The organism is Acinetobacter sp. SwsAc5, assembly GCF_013391485.1.
GTDB lineage: Bacteria > Pseudomonadota > Gammaproteobacteria > Pseudomonadales > Moraxellaceae > Acinetobacter > Acinetobacter towneri.
In genome coordinates this window covers 64865-86204 of sequence record NZ_JACAXD010000010.1, presented here as the reverse complement: position 1 = coordinate 86204, position 21340 = coordinate 64865, and the positions used below count along the sequence as shown (strand labels likewise).

The following is a 21340-nucleotide window of genomic DNA, read 5'->3' as shown; positions in this document are numbered from 1 at the left end:
GAATTTTAAACTTATAAGAATGATTCAGGCTGCTTCGCAACAGTTCGTGCAGTCTGTGGACTAATTACACCGCGCGATACCAAGTTTTTCAGGCTTTGGTCGAGTGTAGTCATACCGTAGTTTGCACCAGTCTGAATAGCCGAATACATTTGCGCTACTTTGTTCTCACGAATCAAGTTACGTACCGCAGGAATACCAATCATGATTTCGTAGGCTGCAACACGACCACCGCCATTTTTCTTCAGCAGAGACTGTGAAATGACGGCTTGTAGAGATTCAGATAACATGGCACGAACCATGTCCTTTTCTTCTGCAGGGAATACGTCAATGACACGGTCAATGGTTTTTGCCGCCGAGGTGGTGTGTAGCGTACCAAATACCAAGTGACCTGTTTCCGCAGCAGTCAGTGCCAAACGAATGGTTTCTAGGTCACGCATCTCACCCACCAAGATGATGTCAGGGTCTTCACGCAGCGCTGAACGCAGTGCTTCATTAAAGCCATGTGTATCACGGTGTACTTCACGTTGGTTAACCAAGCATTTTTTAGATTGGTGTACAAATTCGATAGGGTCTTCGACTGTTAAAATGTGGTCATAACGATTGTCGTTAATATAATCGATCATCGCCGCAAGGGTGGTCGATTTACCTGAACCTGTTGGCCCTGTCACCAAAACCAAACCGCGTGGATATTCACAAATATCCTTGAAGATTTGCCCCATGCCTAAATCTTCAAGTGTTAATACTTTTGATGGAATGGTACGGAATACCGCACCTGCACCACGGTTTTGGTTAAATGCGTTCACACGGAAACGTGCCACGCCAGGCACGTCAAAAGAAAAGTCAGTTTCTAGGTTTTCTTCAAAATCACGGCGTTGTTTATCATTCATAATGTCGTACACTAATTTGTGTACTTCTTTATGTTCTAATGCGGGTAAGTTAATACGACGTACTTCACCATCCACACGAATCATTGGTGGCATACCAGCAGATAAGTGTAAATCCGAAGCGCCGTTTTTAGCGGAGAACGCCAATAATTCTGTAATGTCCATGAAAGTCCCCGAGATCAATTAAATCTTAATTATTTTGATAGAATAATACGGCTTTCCATCAGCTTAACCAACTGTTAGTTGCTGGGCAAGGTAAAAAAAGATGAATGAAATGAGAAATCCATCAATGAATAATTTGCAGCAATCACGTACTCAGGTTTTGGAGCAGATTCAACAGGCCTGTGAATTGGCACAGCGCGAGCCAAATACGGTGCAATTGTTGGCAGTGTCTAAGACTCATCCGAGTGAAGCCTTGCGTGAAATGTATGCGACAGGGCAGCGCGCTTTTGGCGAAAATTATTTGCAAGAAGCTTTGGATAAAATGCAGGCCCTGAGTGATTTAGAAATTGAATGGCACTTTATTGGGCATGTGCAGCGCAATAAAACCAAACATTTGGCAGAAAAATTTGCATGGGTGCATGGGGTAGATCGTTTGATTATTGCCGAGCGTTTATCGAATCAGCGCGATGCTCAACAAGTGCCCCTGAATATTTGTTTACAAGTAAATATTGATGCGCAAGACACGAAGGATGGTTGTCAGCCGAGCGAAGTTGCAGAATTAGTCCGACAGATCAGCCAATTACCGCATTTAAAACTACGCGGTTTGATGGTGATTCCTGCACCTGATCATCCTCAAGCTTTTCAAGATGCCAAACAATTGTTTGATGCAGTGAAAGCACAACATGCACAACCTGAAGATTGGGATACTTTGAGTATGGGGATGTCGGGCGATTTAAATGCCGCAATTGCAGCAGGTTCAACTATGGTACGGATTGGTACAGCATTGTTTGGCGCACGTGACTATTCCAAGGCTTAATTGCTAGATGAACAAAGAATCTGCCAAGATTTTGCAAACATTATCTTGTACGTTTTGGCTGACATGAAATGCGGAATTTTGCGGCTAGTGCTGAAGGTTGGATTTTCTTAATATGAACTTATCGGGAAACAGGGAGTTTCCTAAATAAGAAGAATAAGAAATAGAACAACACGGAAGTGCTTGGTACGACAGGAGTTATACCAAAAACTGAATCTAGAAAGCCTCGACAGGATGTCGAGGCTTTTTTAGTTATGTATGCTGTAAAGCTGTCAAAGTTTTGGCTTGTGTAGATTATTTTTAATAACCTTCACTATTTTTAGAAAGCGCCACTTCCGTCCAGTAAATAGGTGAAGTAGACATTCAAGATTTATTTTCTATTCAGATTCGAATACGGGCAATCAGTAAAAATAGCAAAAAACAGAACTGAAAGAAGCCTGTGAAAATGATGGTCCAACCGCTATTTCCAGGTGTTTTTCTTGCATCCAACTCAATGACTAAAGTGCAGACGGTGAGAATGATTTCAAAAATTAAAACCGCTTTAAAAACCCAAGGTTTAGGGAAACGTATTAACCATGTGAGAAAAATAATACTTAAACTGGGCAATACAGCAAAGAGAATAATCGTTTTTATATCCATAAAATTAAGTACTTAAAGTGTGGGTGATTTTAAAATAAATTCAATACAACTTCATGGAAGCCTAAAATCTGAAATCTCACAGTCATCTCAATAATTCTTCAATCGACAAATAATCTTCAGATTTTAGGCAGTATTGGCTTTAACCCACCACATTGACTTCACTTGCCCCTGCACCCACTGGTTTGACTTGAATTTGCACAGGAATTCGTTCGTGCATTTCCTGAATATGCGAAATCAGCACCACTTTACGTCCCTGACTTTGCAGATGGTCTAAGGCATTCATCACCATGTGCAAGGAAGTCGGGTCGAGAGTGCCAAAGCCTTCATCAATAAATAGCGATTCCAGTTTCATTGAGCCAGATGCCATATTGGCAATTGCCAGTGCCAAAGCTAAAGAAACCAAAAAGGTTTCGCCACCCGATAAAGACAGAACAGGGCGAATTTCACTGTTCATATCTAAATCAATAATCGCCAACCCCAAACTGTCAGGAATACGATGCAACTGATAACGCGAACTCAGTGGCAGCAATTGCTGATTGGCGTATTCCACCAAAATATCCAAGTGATGTTCTTGAGCAATTTTCTTAAATTTCGTACCTTCTTTATGCCCAATTAAATCGTAAATACGTCCCCAGCGGTATTCTTCAGCTTTGATACTTTCAATTTGAGTTTGATAGGTAGCAAAAATCCCTTGATTGGTGCTATTCAGGCGTAGCTGTGCCTCAATCTCATTATAGTTTTGCTGTTGTTTGGCTTTGTCTGTTTGTAGCGCTGCCAGTTGCGTGGTGACCTCGTCAAAACTCAGTTGTGGCTGTTGCTTTAAGTGTTTTTGATATTGCTCTTCCAATGTTTGCCAAGCCGTTTTAGCACTCTCCAAACTGTTTTGTTGTTGCTGCAGCATGTTGCGTATTTGCTGATGTTCGGCATAAGAAATCTGTAAACATTTATCAATGATGCTGGCTTGAAAATGCGTGTGTGTCGCTTGCCACGTTGCAATGTGTTGCTGACATTCAGTGTGTTGCTGCATGCGCTGTTGAATTCTACTATCCAAACCATGTTTTTGCAGTTGTAAGTCTTTTAACACCTGTTCTGCTTGATTAAGTACAGTTCGTTGTGTGCTAAGTGCAAGATTGAGTTGCTGTTGTTGCTGATCTAAAGCCTGCTGCCATTCTTGATAGGTCTGATATTCACATCCCGCATGAGTTCTTGTAAGCTGCTTAATTTGATCACGCAGCTCACTTCCTGCAGTTTTAATCTGCTGCAGTTGTAGGGTTTTCTCTGCATGTTGCTGTTGTAAAAATAGCAACTTTTCTTGCACTTGCTGCTGTTGTTGAGTCAGTTGTTCAATCGTTTTGCTCAGTTGAACTTGCTGCTGCTGCAAGTGATGACGTTGCTCTAACTGTTGTAAGGCATTTTGATAGTATTCAATCGGTTGATTGAGCCAAGCGTGTCTTTGTTCTGCATCTAAAAGCGACAAAATAGGCTGTAAACGCTGAGCGAGGTCTTGGCGTTGTTGAATAGCATATTTGAGTTGTTCTGCCTGCTGTGCAGCATTGCGCCATTGTTTCAGGGTATCGTTTGCTTGTTGAATACTCTGCTGCAAGTGTTGAGTGGATTGATGTGTTGTTGCCCAATGTTGCTGTACGTGTTCAATTTGCTTTGCAACAGGCAGCGCTGCATCCAAATCTAAAGATAAGGATGTTGCAAGCTGTTGCACCAATGTCTGTTGTTGTTCAAGTTGCTGTTGCAGTTCAAGACTGCGTTGTTGTTGTTGATGATAAGTTGCATCGTATTGACTGCGAGCACGCTCCAATTGTTGTAGCTGTTTTTGCGCATGCTCAAATTCAGTTTTGGCCTGCTGCAATTGCTGATCCTGCAATTGGTTTAAAGCGTCACTGAGTAAATTTTCATGCTGAATAAACGGATGTTCATGGCTGCCGCAGACCATACAGGCTTCATTCGGTTTTAATTGGGCACGTAAATCCTGCACACTTTGATGCTGCAATAAACGCTGCTGTTCAAAGATCTGCTGTAATTGTTGCAAGGCTTGTTCAGTAATTTGCACTTGCTGCTGTTGGGTTTGAATTTGAGTCTGTGTCTGCTGTTGCAGACTTAAAGTTTCTTGCTGACGCTGTTGTAACTGCTCAAATAGGGTGGTCTGTTGTTGCCATTGTTCAAGTGCCTGTTGCAAGCGCTCTAAAACATGCACACTCTTTAAAGCATGTTGTAATTGCTGTTGCTCTGCCGTGAGTTGCTGCTCAAGTTGTTCAGGATGTTGATATTGTTTTTCCCAAACCAACAGTTGTTGCTGTGTATGTTGTTGTTGCTCAATTAAAGTATCTAATGCAGATTGGAACAGCGTAGGGTTTTGCTGACGTAGCTGCTGTTCAAGCTGCAAATAATCTTGCAGACGTTGCAACGTAAGGGCTAAATTATCATCAAAATTTGCCCATGCCGCAGTCTGTTTGAATTGCTGTTGTAAATGTTGCTGTTGTTGTTGCTCGGTTGCAAGTTGAGTCGTCAGTTGCTTCAAATTATTTTGCACAGGCTGAATTTGCTGCTCTGCAAATAATTTTTGTGCAGCATCCAAAGCGGTATATTGTTGAAGTTTGCTAGAAATTTCATGTTGTAACTGTGCCGCAATTTCAAGTTGTGGTTTCAATTGTTCAACATGCTGCTGCCATGCCTGAAGGTCTTTTTCCGCTTGCTGTTGCTGACTAATCGCTTGCTGTTGTGCGTATTCCGCTTGTTGCAAGTTTGGTTCAAATTTCAAAAGCTGCTGATTCAGATTTTTTAGCTCGGTATCTGCTTGCTGACGCAAGACAAATTGCTCGCGGATGGTTTGAAATTCATCTAAATGTTTGAGCAATTGTTTTTGAGAGGCGAGTTTAAGATCGGCATCGACTTGAACATCATATATTTCTTTTTTAGCTTGGGTGCTGGCATAGAGTTCATGGCAATCTTTGTGCCATTTCACATCATTTTCATACAGTTTTTCGGTTTGGGTCAGCAAAGCTAATTGTTGACTTAGGTCATGTTGTTGGGTTTCTAAGTCTTTTAGTGCTTCATCGCTGAGGAGCACCACATGCCCCATGACATTTTCAAGATCTGTTCGCTTTTGTTTAATTTCACTAAATTTAACGGCTGCACGTTTACTGACTTCGGTAAAAATTTGCGAATTGGTTAAATATTCAAGTAAATCTGCCCGTTCATGGTCTTTGGCTTTTAAAAATGCCCCAACTTCCGATTGTGCCAATAATACTGCGCGTGTGAATTGCTCAAAACTAAGGCCAATCAACTGCTCTACAATTGGCGTAGCTTCAGAAATTTTTTGATTTAAAACCCGTTGTTCATCTAAGCAGGTGATGGCACGTTCAACTTTTAAGTTTCCATCCACTTTGTTATGTGCACGGCGAATTTGCCAACGTGCCGAATAGCGTTTTTGATCGAGCGCGATAAATTCAAGTTCTGCAAAGCCAGAAGTCGTACCACGACGTAAAATATGTTTAGAGTCTTTTAAGGAAATTTCTTTGCCTGCGGTATCGGTCAGACTGCCTGTAGCACCTCTCAAACGTGGAATTTCGTCATAAAGTGCCAAACACATGGCATCCAGCAAAGTCGATTTGCCTGCACCAGTTTTGCCCGTAATTGCAATTAAACCTGCCTGTGCCAGTGGCTCATCTTCAAAATTGATGACATGCGTGCCTGCCAAAGATGCCAAATTATTTAAACTTAAACGTAAAATTTTCATGGCAAATCCTTAAGCTTTATTCTGATCAAGTTCTTGTTGGGCTTCGGCCAAAAGCTGTAAAAAATCTTGGCTCACTTCTGGGTCAGGTTGATAGCCCATTTTTTCCCATAAATCTAAAAATAATTTTTCAGGCGTAGGCGGCTCTAAATCAATTTTTGATTGTTGCACGTTCGAGTTTTCACAGTTTTGAAAGCGTCGTGCAATGCGCAGTAAACGATAGCGGTTGGCAGGCAGTGCTTGTTCAATTTGTTGGCGTAAATCAATGGGTGGCGGGGCATCGCTGATATATTCAATTTCTAAAAAATGCCGTGCGCAAACTTCTGCAATTTCATCTTTTGGCAATTTATTCAGTTCGGTGATTAATTCAGAAAGTTCACAGCGAATCCGAAGCAGCTCTACCGTACGTGGAATAAGCAAGCTTTCATATTGGAAACGCTGTGCATCTGCCTGTAATGGATCAATCCTAACTTCAAGGACTTGGTGTTTATAATTCAGCTCGCTAAATGATAAAGGGATGGGTGAGCCGCTATAGCGAATGTGTGGCTGTCCGACCTGTTGCGGTTTGTGTAAGTGTCCGAGTGCGACATAGTCAATCACCTCATCAAACAGCGCAGTCGATAAGGCTTCTTCATTCCCCACTACAATTGGGCGTTCTGAGTCGGAAGTTTCGCCACCTTGCATGTGTGCATGTGACATTAAAATCAGGGCTTGATCGGGTTGTTTACGGGCTTTGGCTTCTGCAATCAGTTGTTGATGTAAGTAAGCAACCGCAGATTGATTGTCACTGCTATGTTCATTTAAACCTGTAATTTCTGCACTGCGTAAATAGGGCAGGGTCAGACACCATGCCACAATATTTTGCGCAGCGTCATAAATAGGCACTAGGAGTTTATCTAAATCTAATTTTTGCTCGGCTGTTTTACCAATCACGCCCACAGCTTTGGCGTTGAAGCGGTCTAAAAAGGGTTCAACTTGCTCAATGCGATACCCAGAGTCATGATTGCCTGCAATCATTAAGGTTTGCATGTGTGGAGCAAGCACATGCGCATCGGTAAGGAATTGATAGAGTTGTTTCTGAGCGCTCGAAGCAGGATTGACCACATCAAAAATATCGCCTGCTATGAGCAGGGCATTCGGCTGTTTGCTTTTAATTTGAGTTAAGAGCCAATTTAAAAATTCAGTATGTTCATATTCACGTTCATGGTGATGGAAAAATTGCCCCAAATGCCAATCAGACGTATGTAAAAAATGAACAGCCATGCGTGTTCCAATCTTGATGTTGAATTATGGGATAACTTAACATAACTGAGCGCAACACTGCGGCAAAAAACCAGTTTTCTGCTTTTAAAGCGACAATTTAGGTCGCAGAGATTTTAAAGAGAAGGGAAAGTAAAATCTGTCGTGATCTGTATAGAAAAATATAGAGAGTTAAAATACTGATGTTAGAAAGGCTAAAAAAAGACCTTAAAAAATAAAGACCGACGATTCGAGTGATGATGAAATCGTCGGTCAAAGAAAAACTTGCGATACAGTAAAGCTTTGGCTGCTGTTCAAAGCATGACTGTATGCGATTTATTGCTTTAGTCAGGTCACCGAAAATATTGTGGATGCCATACACATTAACGGTTGTTGTGACCTTGTAGACTATATAACGTCAGGCTTTTGTATTCGGTTGACAATTTCATGAAAAAAAAATCAATTTTTTTTATACTAGGCTGAATCTTTTGTCTGAGTCATCTTTATGGTATCGCTAAGCCGTTATTTTATCTGGTTTTTCTTGTATTGCTTTGTGATGACCTGTATTTGTGGCGTATTGGCTGCATTATTACCTGCGGGTGTAGGCGGGATTTTAACTGCGGTGCCTTATTTGGTTGCCATGATTTTAGTGCTGTATAAGTTTTTAAAACAACAACGCCGTGCGCCGAATGACAAGGAACGCAAGACATTTACTTTAGGATTTAGCCTGATTTTTTGGGGCTATAACTTGGCGTTTTTATTATTAGGTTTGGCGATATTTTCTCGCCAAAACCCAAGCATTTGGCAAGATTTTTTACAGTATTTGCAACAGCCGCAATTTATGAGTGTGGTGGTGATCATGTTCTTGTTGATCGCAATTCCATTGTATCTGCTGACCTATTGGTTTTATGGTAAACAGGCACAGCGTATGGCAGTTAAAATGTTTGGCTGATAAAAGAAGTTGTTAATATCTGATTTTCTTCAAATATACATGATCAGTTATGTGATGATGATTTGCTTAGACTTGAACATTCAGTCTAAATCACGTATAGCTAAAACTATATTTTTCATCATGCTGAGATTGGAAGATGCATAAACCTTTGGTACTGGTAACAGGGGCAAGTGGTTTTATTGGTTCACAATTGTTGCCGTTTTTATTGCAACAGGATTATCGGGTGGTGGGGCTAACCCGACAGCCCAATCGAGTATCCAAACATCCACAATTACGCTGGATTCAGCAGTTAGATGAACTCGACACCGACCAAATTGATTATGTGATTAATTTGGCGGGAGAAAGTATTGGGCAGGGCAGATGGACAGCAGCACGCAAACAAAAATTGCTTGATAGTCGAGTTCAGACCACACTGCACTTATATCAATATCTTGAAAAGCGCCGTATTTTCCCCAAGTGTATTATTTCAGGCTCGGCTGTGGGGTATTACGGAATTGACCCGCAGGAACAATGGTCTACATTGTGTACCGAGCACAGTACAGCACAAGATATTTTTATGTCGCAACTGTGTCAGCAATGGGAACAAGCTGCTTTAAGCTTTAGCCAGCAAAATACTAAAATTATGCGTTTGGGTGTGGTGTTTGGACGCGGTGGCGGCATTTTACCGCAAATGTTATTACCAATTCGTTTAAATGCCGTCGGGCGGATTGGGCATGGACGGCAGCCTGTTGCATGGGTGCATATACAAGATGTTTTACAGGCCATTCACTGGTTAATGATGCAACCTGTAGACGCCAAAATTTTGAATGTGGTTGCACCTGAAAAAACCAGTCAGCAAGACTTTGCTGAAACCGCAGCTCGGCTTTTAAAACGTCGTCCATTTTTGGTGTTACCTGCTTTTGTCTTGCGTTGGTTATTGGGCGAGCAATCGCAATTGGTGCTGAATGGGCAATATGTCAAACCACAAGCGTTAGAACAAGCAGGTTATTGCTTTCAATATCCAAAACTTGAACAGGCGCTAGCGGCTTGTCTGGGTGCATCATCCTCTACTTAAACAGAGGATGCTGCTGAGTGTTATGCACAGATTGAGGTGGGCTGTAACTGCTTTGGATCATAAGCGGCAGGATCAACAATCGTTTCTTGCCCAAGCATGAGCTGTCTTAATAACTGCGCTGAAGCAGTGCCCATACATAAGCCATTACGGAAGTGTCCGAAATTCATCCATACATTATTTAGGCTTGGCACTTTGCCGATATACGGCACACCTGTAGGCGAGCCTGGACGTAAACCAGCCCATTGTTTCACAATGGGGAACTGTGCCAATTCAGGCACCATTTCAAAACAAGCCGTTAAAATATCTTGTTGGGTTTGCGGGTTTGGTGTGGTGTCAAAACCAACGTGACGCATACTGGAACCGCATAGCACATGCCCATCTTGACGTGGAATCAAGTACATCACCTTGTTCATGCACATGCTTGGCAACCATTGTGCAGGGGTTTTAAATAACACAATTTGCCCTTGTACAGGCTGTACAGGAATCTCTAAACCCAGTTGTGCCGCCCAGTGCTGTGACCATGCACCTGTCGCAAGCACGATATGATCTGCACGATGCAAGCGACCATCGGCAGATTGAATGGCTTGAATACGATCTTCAGTGATCTGAAATTGCTGAATTGGGCAGTGTTCAAAAAATCGCACGCGCGGATGTTGTTTCAAATATTGCGTGAGCGATTGTAATAAACGCGGATTGCGCACATTGGCAAGTTGTGAGAAATACAGGGCTTGTTTAAATTTGGGGTGGATATGCGGGTTAATTTGTTCGAGCTGTTCCCGATTCAGACATTCAGCTTGCTGCATCGGTTCATGATGACGTTCGGCATAATTTATACCAATCTCAAAATCATCTTCATCAAAAATCAACATGCCTGTTTCATGGATTTCAAAATCAATGCCTGTAATAGGTTTGAGTTTTTCATTCCATGCTTGGTACTGCGGTTTGGCAAATTGGGCTAAGTCATTGACCGCTTGAGGATAACGCCATGGATACATGGGAGAAAGAATTCCACCACCTGCCCATGATGCCGCTTGTGCTGCTTGTTGTTGATCAAAAATACTGATAGAGCAGCCCTGCTCTACCAGTTCGAGTGCAGACAACAAACCGCTGATGCCTGCACCAATGATTGCGATGTGCATGAAAGTCGCCTGTTTATGCCATATCTTTAAGTTTGAGTGCTGCTTCTTCGGCAAAATATGTCCAAATACCATCTGCACCTGCACGGCGGCAACTCATTAGCGATTCAATAATCACACTGTCCGACAACCAGCCATTTTGAATCGCGGCAGCAAGCATGGCGTATTCACCACTCACTTGATAGACAAAGGTTGGCACACCAAAGTTATCTTTCACTTCACGTACAATGTCTAAATAAGGCATACCTGGTTTTACAATCACCATGTCTGCACCTTCTTGAATATCCAGTGCAATTTCATGCAAGGCTTCGGCGCGGTTGCCAATATCCATTTGATAATTGTATTTGTTGCCGCCTTTGAGGTTGCTGGCAGAACCGACTGCATCACGGAAAGGACCGTAAAAGCTAGAGGCATATTTGGCTGAATAAGCCATGATAGAGGTATAGATATGCCCATTGCTTTCCAACGCCTGACGAATCGCACCAATACGGCCATCCATCATGTCACTTGGCGCAACCACATCTGCACCCGCTTCGGCATGGCTTAAAGCCTGTTTAATTAGACATTCAACGGTTTCATCATTCAGTACATAGCCTGTGTCATCAATAATGCCATCTTGACCATGAGTAGTGTACGGGTCGAGTGCGCCATCGGTAATAAGTACCATCTCTGGTAATTCTTTTTTCAGCAGGCGTAGCGTGTTTTGCACCAAGCCATCTTCACGCCATGCTGCTTCTGCGGTCAGGCTTTTATCTTCTTGTGGCGTGACTGGAAACAATGCCAGTTTAGACACACCCAGCTGCATTAAACGCTCGGCTTTTTTGAGTAATAAGTCTGCCGATAAACGCTGAATATTGGGCATGCTTGGAATATCTTGGGTTTGATTTTGTCCCGGTAAAACAAATACAGGATAAATCAAGTGATCTGTGGTTAAGTGAGTTTCGCGAACCATGGCGCGTAATTGATCATTTTTACGGATACGACGCATACGAGTGGCAGGAAATGCAGGACGATTGAACGTATAGGTCATAAAAATCTCACTGATCAGTATTAAACTAGACGACTATTGTAGCCCCTTAAATTTCATTTGGGCATACATTGGCTGTTTTTATTGTTGGTAAATTGAGTTGTTTGGACTTTTGGGCACGTTATGAGTAATGCAGAGAAAAATTGGACTGGGAATATACATTTAGGCGCGAAAGTCGATATTGATGTCGTGCTAAGACAATTGGTCAATGCATTTAATGGATCGCCATTTTTTCAACACAATGGCATGAGCATGCGTGTGGTCGATGGTCAAATTGAAGCCTATATTGAGATGCAACCGTATATGGTGGGCAACGTGGCTTTCCAAATTTTACATGGTGGTGTTGCTGCAACCATTTTGGACAGTGTGGGCGGTATTGTGGCGATGGGTGAGTTATATAAAAGAACTGAACCTGACGACTTGCCCGATACCATAAAAAAAGTCACCCGTTTGGCTACGGTAGATATGCGGGTGGATTACTTAGCACCGGGACGCGGTAAGTATTTTATTGCCCGTGCGGAAACTTTACGTTTAGGGCGTAAAGGCTGCACCATGCGCATGACGATGGTCAATGATGAAGATAAACCAATTACAACGGCAATTGCGTCTTATGCCTATTAAAATCTAAGGTAGGGCGCGAACAATTGTGTTTTGCATAATTGGATGACTGTTTATTTTTGATTAGTTTATTGTTTTAAACATATAAGGAGTTGAGTGATCATCTCCTTTTTTTGTGTGCATGAAGAGTTTTTTGAATTGTGACAGTTTGTAGCGACTTAAGTTTTCTTTAAGTTTAGATTTCTATCTTGAGCATTGAGTTATTTTCTATCCAATGTGATGCACATGATCAAATTTAATTTTGATGCTCAATCATCCAGTCAAACGCATTTTCTGGATGCGAATTTTCATCAGCAAAAAAATAAAAAACAATTCAACGGGTATGCATCTGTAGCGCAGCCGTATAAACCACAAACGAACCCAAAACAGTTGAACCTAGAACAGCCACATTTAGATGTATTACACAGCTATGCCTCGGTGATTCAAGCACACACAACAGCACAACATTTAAATGTGACAACTGTGACCCAAGATGCTAGCAAACAACGCTTGGCATTAGAGCATTTTATTCGAGATAAATACCAAAAAGTCCATCAGGCATCCATAAATACTTTTTCCGATACCTTGTTTGCAGGCTATGTAAACCACGACATGCAAGTGGTGATTGGCATGCAACCATTGGGCGCAAACCAAGCCTTTTTGGAACAGTATTTAGGTGCACCCATTGAAACCATTTTAACCCAATTGAGCCAAGTGCCTGTAACGCGCGCGCAGATTGTTGAAATTGGCAACTTGGCAGCGCAAGACATGAGCAAAGCCAAATTGATGGTGGCTTTTTTGGTCTTTCACTTATCGCAGAACAATGTGTCGTGGGCAGTTTGCACAGGAACAGCAGCAGTGCGCTATGTGTTACAGCAAATGGGTTTGCATTTTCAGGTACTAGAAAAAGCCAACCCCGAAGCCTTGGGCGATGCACAGCATCAATGGGGCAGTTATTACCAACAGAAGCCTTATGTACTGGCGATTGACGTTGCAGCAGCGTTGGCGGTCACGCAACAGCAATATTGTTTTTATGCCTAAGGTCATGCAGAAAGGCGGAAATTGAAAGATGAATGAGTTGTTTGAAAACCTGAATCACTATGCCCAAACAGACCCTGAGCGTGAAGCAATTGTGACGGCACAAACCACACTGAGTTATGCCACATTACAACAACGGATTGAGTTGCTCAGTGCAGAATTGGCAACTTATCAAGTACAGCGTTTGGCGTTGTGGGGTGTGAATCAGGCCGATTGGATTGTGGTCGATTTAGCCGCACGTAAAGCTGCAATGACAGTCATTCCTGTGCCTTTATTTTTTACTGCTGCACAAGTGCAACATTTACTGCAAGACAGCCAAGCGGAGTTGCTGTGTATTTTGACGGATACTGCACAAAGCGATACTCCGTCCAATGTTAACTTGACTATCGGAAATACTGCTATTCCAGAAGCTTTGTTGGAAATGATCCATGCAGTTCAGGCACAGGTTTTGCCACCATCAGATTTATATCAAGAGCAGTTGTTTCGTCTAAGCGTTGAAACAGCACAACCGCATTTATCCCCAAATTCTGCTGAGCAGCCTACAAAAATTACTTATACCTCGGGCAGTACAGGTACACCCAAAAGTGTGTGTTTGGCAGAAGCCACCATCAATTCAATTACACACTCTTTAAGTCAGGCATTACAAAGTAGCCAGCTTGGGCGGCATTTGTGTCTAATTCCATTTGCAACATTGCTTGAAAATATCGCAGGCGTGTATGTGCCTTTTCACATGGGACGTGCAGTGGTGGTGGGTGAAGTCAGCCAGTTCGGTTTGCTGTCCAACCATGAGTTTGATGTTTCACGCTTTGTCGATGCCGTGCAGCAATATCGCATTGAAAGCGTGATTTTATTGCCGCAAATGCTCAAAGCGATTGTGGAATATATCCATCAACACGGCGATTTGGGCTTGCGCACTTTGAAGTTTATTGCCGTGGGTGGTGGCAAGGTGTCTGCAGATTTACTCAAGCAGTGTCAGCAATTCAATTTACCTGTTTATGAAGGTTATGGTCTGTCTGAATGTGCATCGGTCGTGAGTTTAAACCTGCCTGAAGCTCGCAGAATTGGCAGTGTTGGCCGCGTATTACCGCATGTTCAAGTCGAAATTGCTGCCAATCAAGAAGTGGTGGTCAAGGGCAATGCCATGTTGGGATATATGCATGAACTTGGGCGTGAGCAGGATGCGGTATCAGCCGATATTCACACAGGCGATGCAGGTTATTTTGATGAAGATGGCTATTTATATATCACGGGGCGTATCAAGCAAATTATTGTCAGCAGTTTTGGGCGCAATATTTCACCAGAATGGGTTGAATCGAACAGTTTGAGTGAGCCTGAAATTCAACAGATTGCCGTGTTTGGTGAAGCGCAGCCGTCATTATCTGCAGTGATTTATGCCGAGGAACATCGTTCAGATGCGCAATTGGCAGCCGCGATTTATCGTGCCAATACCCGTATGCCTGATTATGCCCAAATTAAACACTGGTGCCGTGCTGAACAACCTTTTTCTTTAAATAATCAGATGTTAACCGATAACGGAAAATTGCGTAGAGCAGTCATTCAGCAACAGTATCAGACAGCTTTGGCACATCCTACAACGTATTTAATGGCTGATCTTGGAGATGTTTCACAGATAGACATCAACCTGTCAGTCATCAATAGAGATAGAGAGAAATCACATGAATATTGCACAACAGCAATTCAAACATTCCCCACAACAAATTAAAGATCGTTTGGTGGAGCACGGTTGGGTTTTACTTAGAAATGAACATTATGATGTGAATGCGTTTAGTGGGCTGATGAGCAATATTTGCCAAAAGCTGACCTATGACCCTGCACGTGAAAATGTGACCCGACAATCGCAAAAAGTAGATGCAGGTACACAGGCAATGGGACTGCATATAGAAAATGGTTCAACCCCAATGCCGCCTGATATTATTGCTTTTTTTAGTGAAAAAAGTGCTTCGCGTGGTTCGCAGACTACTTTATGTGATGGACATGAGGTATGGCAAAAACTGCCTGACACACTGAAGCAGAAATTTGCTGAACCGATGACCATCAGCCGTTACTTACCCAAAGCGATGTGGCAAAAGTATGTGGCGACAGCACTCAATATTGCCGATGCCGTACAGGTTGGGCAGCAGGAACTCGCTCATTTTATTGAGATGATTCCTAGACAACGGATTCGCCCTGCGCATGATGAAGGCGTACAGTACGATTTAAGCATGCCGATGATTCGCCATGACAATTTAAAAGCTGTGCCTGCCTTTGCCAACACCTTGTTGGGGCCTTCTTATAATTACGAAAAGCCGCGTTTTTACTTTGCCGATGGCAGCGAAATCCAAGCGGAATTATTGGAAGAGTTGGCAGAGCGATGCGAGCGTGAAACCTCAGAAATTGACTGGCAAGATGGTGATGTGGTGCTCATTGATAACAAGCGCTTTATGCATGGCAGACGTGAAATATTGGTGCCATTAGAAGATCGTAAACTCTATATTTGTATGGGCTTGGGACTGAATCCTGCATTTTTATAATTGAGTTGTATCGAATATCTTAAAATTGAGAGTATCTTTTATGTCAAATTTAACTGCGGTGATTTTCGGGGCAACAGGCGGGATTGGTCATGCGATTGCGCATCATTTTGCTGAAAAAGGCTTAAACTTAATTTTGGTTGGGCGTAAGCAAGACACCTTGCAACAACTAGAGCAAAGTCTGGCGCAGCAGTATCCTCAGTTGCAATTACACAGTCTGCGTTGTGATTTAATTGATGCCAGCAGTCGTCATGATTTTATTCAGGCACTTGCCGCATTAAAACAGCCGATTCATTACTATATTAACAATGCAGGCATGAATGATTTTCGTCTGTTTGCGCAGCAATCACAGGATACCATTGAGCAAATGATGTTGGTCAATGTGGCTTATCCGCTGCAACTGATTCAGGATGTGATTCCATATATGTCGGACAGTCAGCCGAGTCAGATCATCAATATTGGCTCGACTTTTGGCAGCATCGGCTATCCTGGCTATGTGAGTTATTGCGCCAGTAAGTTTGCCTTGCGTGGTGCAACTGAAGCGTTGGCGCGAGAGTATTGTCAGACTGCCATTCGTTTTAGATATTTCTCCCCACGCGCGACCAATACCAGTATGAATAATCCCGATGTGATTGAAATGAATATCAAAATGGGTACAAAAGTGGATTCACCTGAATTTGTGGCACAAGAACTGTATCAATTTTTACAAACAGACCGTCAATCCTATCAGGTCGGTTATCCTGAAAAAGTCTTTGTAAAACTTAATCAGTTGATGCCTAGCCGAGTCGCAGCTGCCATTCAAAAAGATTTAGACACCATTTATGAATATGCAGATCAAAGCAAAGCGTCCTTTATTCAGCAAACTTCCGCCTCATAAATGATATTTTTTTCGATAACGCCATAAGGTGGTTCGGCTAATGCCCAAGGCTTGTGCCACCAATTCAGTTTGCCCCTGATATTTTTCCAGTAAATCCTGCAGTGTGTCTTTATCTACTTTATTGTTGGTTTTGATGGGCAGCTCAATAGGTTGTGGCGTTGGGGTAGCTGTGGCGAGTTTCAAACTAGCATGCACAATTTCATCGGGTAAATCGTGTTGATCAATTTCCGTTTTACCTGCGGACATGGTCAATGCATACAGCAAGGTATTCTTTAATTCACGTACGTTGCCTGGCCAGTCGTAATTGATTAATACCTTCAGTGCTTGCTCGGTTAAATGTGGCGTGACCTGAAACTGGACTTGCTGCTGCAAAATAAATGCGGCAATTTTGGGAATATCTTGCTTGCGTTCACGTAACGGCGGCACAAAAATTGGAATCACCCGTAAACGATAAAGTAAATCTTGGCGGAATCTGCCTAAACGTGCTTCTTCACGTAAAGCGCGATGGGTTGCGGTAATAATTCTAACATTCGATTTAATCGCTTTTTCACCGCCTAAAGGGGTGAATTCGCCCGTTTCTAATACCCGCAATAATTTAGCTTGCAGTTCCAGTGGAATTTCTGCAATTTCATCTAAAAATAAAGTACCGCCTGCCGCACGTTCAAACACACCTTTATGCTCACGAATTGCCCCTGTAAATGCACCTTTCACATGCCCAAACAATTCACTTTCTAAAATATTGGCATTTAAAGCCGCGCAGTTAATCGCAATAAAGACTTGTGTATGCCGTTGGCTGCGTGCATGTACTGCTTGCGCCACCAACTCTTTACCACTACCAGATTCACCACGCACCAAAACAGGAAACTCAGTAATCGCTACCCGTTCAATAATGGAATACATATGCTGCATTTGTGGCGAATCACTATGGAAAAACTCCGCCAAACTATTTTGTGCTTGGGCAGATGGGGTGAGTGTTTGTGATGACACTGTTGCAACGCTAGGCTGCAGAAAGAATAAACATCCTGTGAAATCGGCTGTATGGACACGAATATTTAAGCTGTGGTAGTGCCATGCCTTAGCACTATTCGGGAGTTGCAGCAGACCTGTCTGTGGTTGTGATGCTGATTGTGATTGTAGTTTTAATTTCAATAATTGATTTTTTAATGTTTTACCCGTAGCTGCAGAAACAGAAGCATCTTGTGCATATTCATAAATCCATGTTTGAGCAATGTCGTCATAAACATAGAGCAAACTGTCTGGACAAAGTTGTTGTAAATGAAACAAAAAGCTTTCAAGACTGGCTTGTTGTTCAAAGTCATGTATCGCATTCATGATGTTTCATCTTTTGTTTCATTATTGATTCAATTGAAACATAAAATGCAACAGATGTGAAACATGGAATATGACCTAAATTAAATAATATTTCTTAATATATTGTATTTTATTAATATATTTAAAAGAGATTAAGTTGGCATTATATTTGCAAAATTAAGAATAACAAAATATAAAACTTGGTGTATATCTCATGATCTTTCATCAATTTTTTGAAGCTGACAGCTCGACCTATACTTACTTATTGGCATCTGAACAAACCCGTGAAGCGGTGCTGATTGACCCTGTAATTTCAGAGGTTGAGCAATATGCTGCTTTTCTAGAACAGCATGATTTGCAATTGGTGTATAGCTTAGATACGCACGTACACGCTGACCATATTACTGCTGCCAACGAACTCAGAACACGTTTTGGTTGTAAAACTGTATTACATCGTAATTCAGGTGTGGTGTGTGGCGATATTTTCATTACCGATGGCAGCGCCATTCGTGTGGGTGAATTATTGATTGAAGCACGTTATACCCCGGGTCATACCAACGCCTGTACCAGCTATGTGGTCAATGGCATGGTATTCACTGGCGATGCGTTGTTAATTGATGGTTGTGGTCGTACTGACTTTCAGGAAGGCAACCCAGCGACTTTATATGACAGCATTCATCTACAAATTTTTAGCTTGCCTGATGACACTTTGGTGTATCCAGGGCATGACTATAAAGGGCGTTTATCTTCTACCGTTGGGCAGGAAAAACGCAATAACTCGCGTTTAGGACAAGGACGTACCAAAGCGGAATTTATTACCCTCATGCAGAATTTAAACCTGCCTTATCCAAAACATATTGATGTGGCTTTGCCTGCCAACAAAGTTTGTGGCAAGTGATGTTTGCACAGCACAACATAGTGATGGAATAGGGGGAAATACGCATGTGGATGTTAATCCTAGAAGGCTTGGCGATTGGTACTTTGCTGGGTTTAACTGGGGCAGGGGGCGGTATTCTTGCCGTTCCTGCACTTATGGCAAGTCAGGGCTGGACTGTGGCGCAGGCTGCACCTGTCGGTTTATTGGCAGTCACTTTGGCGGCTTTGGTTGGCACAGTTGAAGGCTTGTTCAAACGTATTGTACGTTATCGTGCTGCATTGTGGATTGCCCTAATCAGTATTCCATCTGCGCGTTATGGGGTGCATTTGGCAGGTATTGTGCCGCCCATGTGGTTAACACTGGCGTTCAGTCTGGTCATGTTTATTGTGGCGTATCGTATTTTCTTTAATAAGGTCAACGACCAAACTAATCCACCGTGTAAGGTAAACCAAAACACAGGACGCTTAATTTGGAATGTTAAAACGGCGTCTTTGCTTGGTGGTGTGGGTGTAATTGCAGGCTTATTGACGGGTTTGTTGGGTGTGGGCGGTGGTTTTATTATTGTGCCGTTATTGCGTAAATTTACCGATTTGGATATGCGCAGTATCGTCGCAACCTCTTTGATGATTATTTTCCTGATTGGTGGCGTGAGTATTTCAGCACACGTTTTAGATGGCTTTCAGTACCCAATGGCAGTCACCATCACCTTTGTTCTGGCGTGTATTGTCGGGATGTTACTTGGACGTACTTTGGTACATCGCATGAATAGCAATACTGTACAAAAGGTATTTGCTACAACAGTCATTGGTGTTGCGCTCTACCTCATTTATACAGCGATTATGGCTTAAGTCTAATATTTGGATACTATGTTTTTACTTTGAACTGCAGTATTGTGAATAGGTAACATATTGTTAAGTGTAAGAAAAAGCACTAGACCTAGACCAAATTAAAGATTAGTTTAGCTGTATAAGATGACAAGGAGCCAAGAATGAAAAAACATTTATTTTGTGTGGGTGTCGAGTTCCGCAAAGCATCCGATGAAACAGGCTCTTATGCGTATTTGACCGCATATTTAGGCGCAGATGACTTACATGAAGCGATTGATCGCGTTCAGAAACAACTGGAGCAAGAAGGCAATAAAGTATTGTTCGTTCGTGGTTGCTGGGTTGTCGATGCCGATTGTGATGATGGTTTCTGCCCAACTGAAGAAAGTAATGCTGCCTCTAAAGCAGACCTACTGTTCAACGATGAAATCTATTATGGCAAATTGCAGCAATGGTCAATCAACAATGGCTATGAATACTGAGTAAAATGTTGGCTGAGTAAGATGCCGATGGGTTCAGTTTACTGACCTGTGAATATTTAAAAAACCGCGTTTGAATGATTCAAGCGCGGTTTTTTTATTCTTCATCAACCAAATGAACAAGTACATATTTTTCAAACCAGATCGGAAACTCTCCTTTAAAATCTGGATTAATGATCAATGTATCTCCGTTAGTCACTTCACAGATATAAGAAGCCATATTCTTGGTCGCATTACTTGAGTTATCAAATAAATACGCTCGGTCAGATACTTCAATCGCATCAATCAACATGTGCATAGTGCGGAAATAGCGTTCACGGATTTTAATTTCTTCGACTGGATGACCACCATTTTTCACACGTTGTTTAACTCGGTCCACATTAATATCAGGGTCCTCAGTCGTCACAAAGTATAAATAGGTACGATAGCCTTGCGTTTTAGCATCTCGCAAAAACTCGATTTTACTCTCATGAGACATTACGGTTTCAAATGTAAATCCAACCTTAAGCGTAAGTAACTCTTTACGGATGACATCAAGAATTCGGGCTGCGAGGTAGGAATCAATCGTGTTCCCGCTTAAGTCGATTAAGCTTCCATCAATCACAGGATCTACTGAGAGGAGAGGACTTTTGCTTAGAGTACCATCTGCATTTTTTAGTGGTCGACTTGCTTGAGTAAGATAATCAACCAATATGTTTGCATTAATGCGTATATCAAATTGACTTAGATCAAGAATGGGTGTGGCTTTAAGATCGCGCTCAAGGTTGTCAGCATTCAAAAACAATTTAGATAAACGGCTATCTAAACCATTAATCATCGTACTTTTGCCCGATCCATTTGGACCCGCAAACATTCTGATTCGAGGTGTTTTTGGCAACATAAATTATTCTGCAGTAGCCTCTATGTTACGTTTTCTAATTTTAAAGGTTCTGCGACCATTAAACTGGCGGGCTAGATCAGGGTTCCGACCAGATAACTGTTTGATTAAAACTGGTTTGCCATTCGGGGTTTTGCTGACTAAGGCATCATTTTCCACATAAAGTACTCGATCACTGTGAGCTACTGCAATGAAGCGTTCACGCAAAACGTCAGCTGCAGCTGTAGCGATTTCACTTTCATTGGTTCGGTTTCTAGTTGACATATCTAAAACCTCT

20 protein-coding genes are annotated in these 21340 nt (G+C 42.2%); 11 read left to right on the top strand and 9 right to left on the bottom strand.

Features of this window, described 5'->3' with window-relative positions:
• Positions 1-11: 11 nt before the first annotated feature.
• Positions 12-1049 carry a type IV pilus twitching motility protein PilT gene (locus tag HYG89_RS07860; RefSeq protein WP_178866981.1) on the bottom strand — a complete coding sequence of 346 codons (1038 nt, stop codon included), beginning with the start codon at positions 1047-1049 and terminating at the stop codon, positions 12-14.
• 124 nt (positions 1050-1173) lie between these two features.
• Here HYG89_RS07860 and HYG89_RS07855 point away from each other — a divergent pair, with 124 nt between their 5' ends.
• The gene (locus HYG89_RS07855; protein WP_178867005.1) at positions 1174-1863 is read left to right on the top strand and encodes a YggS family pyridoxal phosphate-dependent enzyme; all 690 of its coding nucleotides are present in this window, start codon (positions 1174-1176) and stop codon (positions 1861-1863) included.
• 378 nt (positions 1864-2241) lie between these two features.
• Here the strand turns inward: HYG89_RS07855 and HYG89_RS07850 are convergent, their stop codons facing one another.
• From HYG89_RS07850 to HYG89_RS07840, 3 genes are all read right to left on the bottom strand, one after another.
• Entirely contained in the window at positions 2242-2499 is a 258-nt protein-coding gene (locus tag HYG89_RS07850; protein ID WP_178866979.1) for a hypothetical protein, read from the bottom strand.
• Positions 2500-2638: 139 nt separating this feature from the next.
• A complete protein-coding gene (locus tag HYG89_RS07845) occupies positions 2639-6250 on the bottom strand; it encodes an AAA family ATPase (RefSeq protein ID WP_178866977.1) in 3612 nt (1203 codons plus the stop codon).
• A 9-nt stretch (positions 6251-6259) separates the two neighbouring features.
• On the bottom strand, positions 6260-7510 hold the full coding sequence (locus HYG89_RS07840) for an exonuclease SbcCD subunit D C-terminal domain-containing protein (protein ID WP_154320420.1): 1251 nt from the start codon (positions 7508-7510) through the stop codon (positions 6260-6262).
• A 481-nt stretch (positions 7511-7991) separates the two neighbouring features.
• Here HYG89_RS07840 and HYG89_RS07835 point away from each other — a divergent pair, with 481 nt between their 5' ends.
• Positions 7992-8438: an ABZJ_00895 family protein gene (locus tag HYG89_RS07835; protein ID WP_004975337.1), complete on the top strand. Its 447-nt coding sequence runs from the start codon at positions 7992-7994 to the stop codon at positions 8436-8438.
• A 136-nt stretch (positions 8439-8574) separates the two neighbouring features.
• On the top strand, positions 8575-9492 hold the full coding sequence (locus HYG89_RS07830) for a TIGR01777 family oxidoreductase (protein WP_178866975.1): 918 nt from the start codon (positions 8575-8577) through the stop codon (positions 9490-9492).
• 20 nt (positions 9493-9512) lie between these two features.
• On the opposite strand, the gene thiO is transcribed toward HYG89_RS07830, so the two are convergent.
• Both thiO and hemB read right to left on the bottom strand, forming a co-directional pair.
• Complete coding sequence (gene thiO, locus HYG89_RS07825; RefSeq protein ID WP_004975341.1) at positions 9513-10631, bottom strand: glycine oxidase ThiO; 1119 nt, start codon at positions 10629-10631, stop codon at positions 9513-9515.
• Between the two features lie 13 nt (positions 10632-10644).
• Complete coding sequence (hemB, locus tag HYG89_RS07820; protein WP_004975342.1) at positions 10645-11658, bottom strand: porphobilinogen synthase; 1014 nt, start codon at positions 11656-11658, stop codon at positions 10645-10647.
• 120 nt (positions 11659-11778) lie between these two features.
• Here hemB and HYG89_RS07815 point away from each other — a divergent pair, with 120 nt between their 5' ends.
• The 5 genes from HYG89_RS07815 (at position 11779) to HYG89_RS07795 (ending at position 16695) form a co-directional block, all read left to right on the top strand.
• A complete protein-coding gene (locus HYG89_RS07815) occupies positions 11779-12276 on the top strand; it encodes a thioesterase family protein (protein ID WP_178866973.1) in 498 nt (165 codons plus the stop codon).
• A gap of 222 nt (positions 12277-12498) precedes the next feature.
• Positions 12499-13293: a thermostable hemolysin gene (locus HYG89_RS07810; protein ID WP_167846200.1), complete on the top strand. Its 795-nt coding sequence runs from the start codon at positions 12499-12501 to the stop codon at positions 13291-13293.
• A 28-nt stretch (positions 13294-13321) separates the two neighbouring features.
• Positions 13322-15013, top strand: a complete 1692-nt coding sequence (locus HYG89_RS07805) for an AMP-binding protein (RefSeq protein WP_178866971.1) — start codon at positions 13322-13324, stop codon at positions 15011-15013.
• On the top strand, positions 14967-15821 hold the full coding sequence (locus HYG89_RS07800; protein WP_178866969.1) for a TauD/TfdA family dioxygenase: 855 nt from the start codon (positions 14967-14969) through the stop codon (positions 15819-15821). The genes HYG89_RS07805 and HYG89_RS07800 overlap by 47 nt, the downstream gene beginning before the upstream one ends.
• 40 nt (positions 15822-15861) lie before the next feature.
• Positions 15862-16695, top strand: coding sequence for an SDR family oxidoreductase (locus HYG89_RS07795; protein WP_096902277.1), 834 nt, complete (start codon positions 15862-15864; stop codon positions 16693-16695).
• On the opposite strand, the gene HYG89_RS07790 is transcribed toward HYG89_RS07795, so the two are convergent.
• The gene (locus HYG89_RS07790) at positions 16690-18027 is read right to left on the bottom strand and encodes a sigma-54-dependent Fis family transcriptional regulator (protein ID WP_178866967.1); all 1338 of its coding nucleotides are present in this window, start codon (positions 18025-18027) and stop codon (positions 16690-16692) included. The genes HYG89_RS07795 and HYG89_RS07790 overlap by 6 nt on opposite strands.
• 193 nt (positions 18028-18220) lie before the next feature.
• Here HYG89_RS07790 and HYG89_RS07785 point away from each other — a divergent pair, with 193 nt between their 5' ends.
• From HYG89_RS07785 to HYG89_RS07775, 3 genes are all read left to right on the top strand, one after another.
• Positions 18221-18904: an MBL fold metallo-hydrolase gene (locus HYG89_RS07785; protein WP_004975362.1), complete on the top strand. Its 684-nt coding sequence runs from the start codon at positions 18221-18223 to the stop codon at positions 18902-18904.
• A 44-nt stretch (positions 18905-18948) separates the two neighbouring features.
• Entirely contained in the window at positions 18949-19731 is a 783-nt protein-coding gene (locus HYG89_RS07780) for a sulfite exporter TauE/SafE family protein (protein ID WP_178866965.1), read from the top strand.
• 140 nt (positions 19732-19871) lie between these two features.
• The gene (locus HYG89_RS07775) at positions 19872-20189 is read left to right on the top strand and encodes a hypothetical protein (protein WP_004975369.1); all 318 of its coding nucleotides are present in this window, start codon (positions 19872-19874) and stop codon (positions 20187-20189) included.
• A 94-nt stretch (positions 20190-20283) separates the two neighbouring features.
• Here HYG89_RS07775 and HYG89_RS07770 read toward each other — a convergent pair whose 3' ends face one another.
• The gene (locus tag HYG89_RS07770; RefSeq protein ID WP_225543583.1) at positions 20284-21066 is read right to left on the bottom strand and encodes a hypothetical protein; all 783 of its coding nucleotides are present in this window, start codon (positions 21064-21066) and stop codon (positions 20284-20286) included.
• Positions 21067-21069: 3 nt separating this feature from the next.
• Positions 21070-21327: a hypothetical protein gene (locus tag HYG89_RS07765; protein WP_004975373.1), complete on the bottom strand. Its 258-nt coding sequence runs from the start codon at positions 21325-21327 to the stop codon at positions 21070-21072.
• Between the last annotated feature and the right edge of the window lie 13 nt (positions 21328-21340).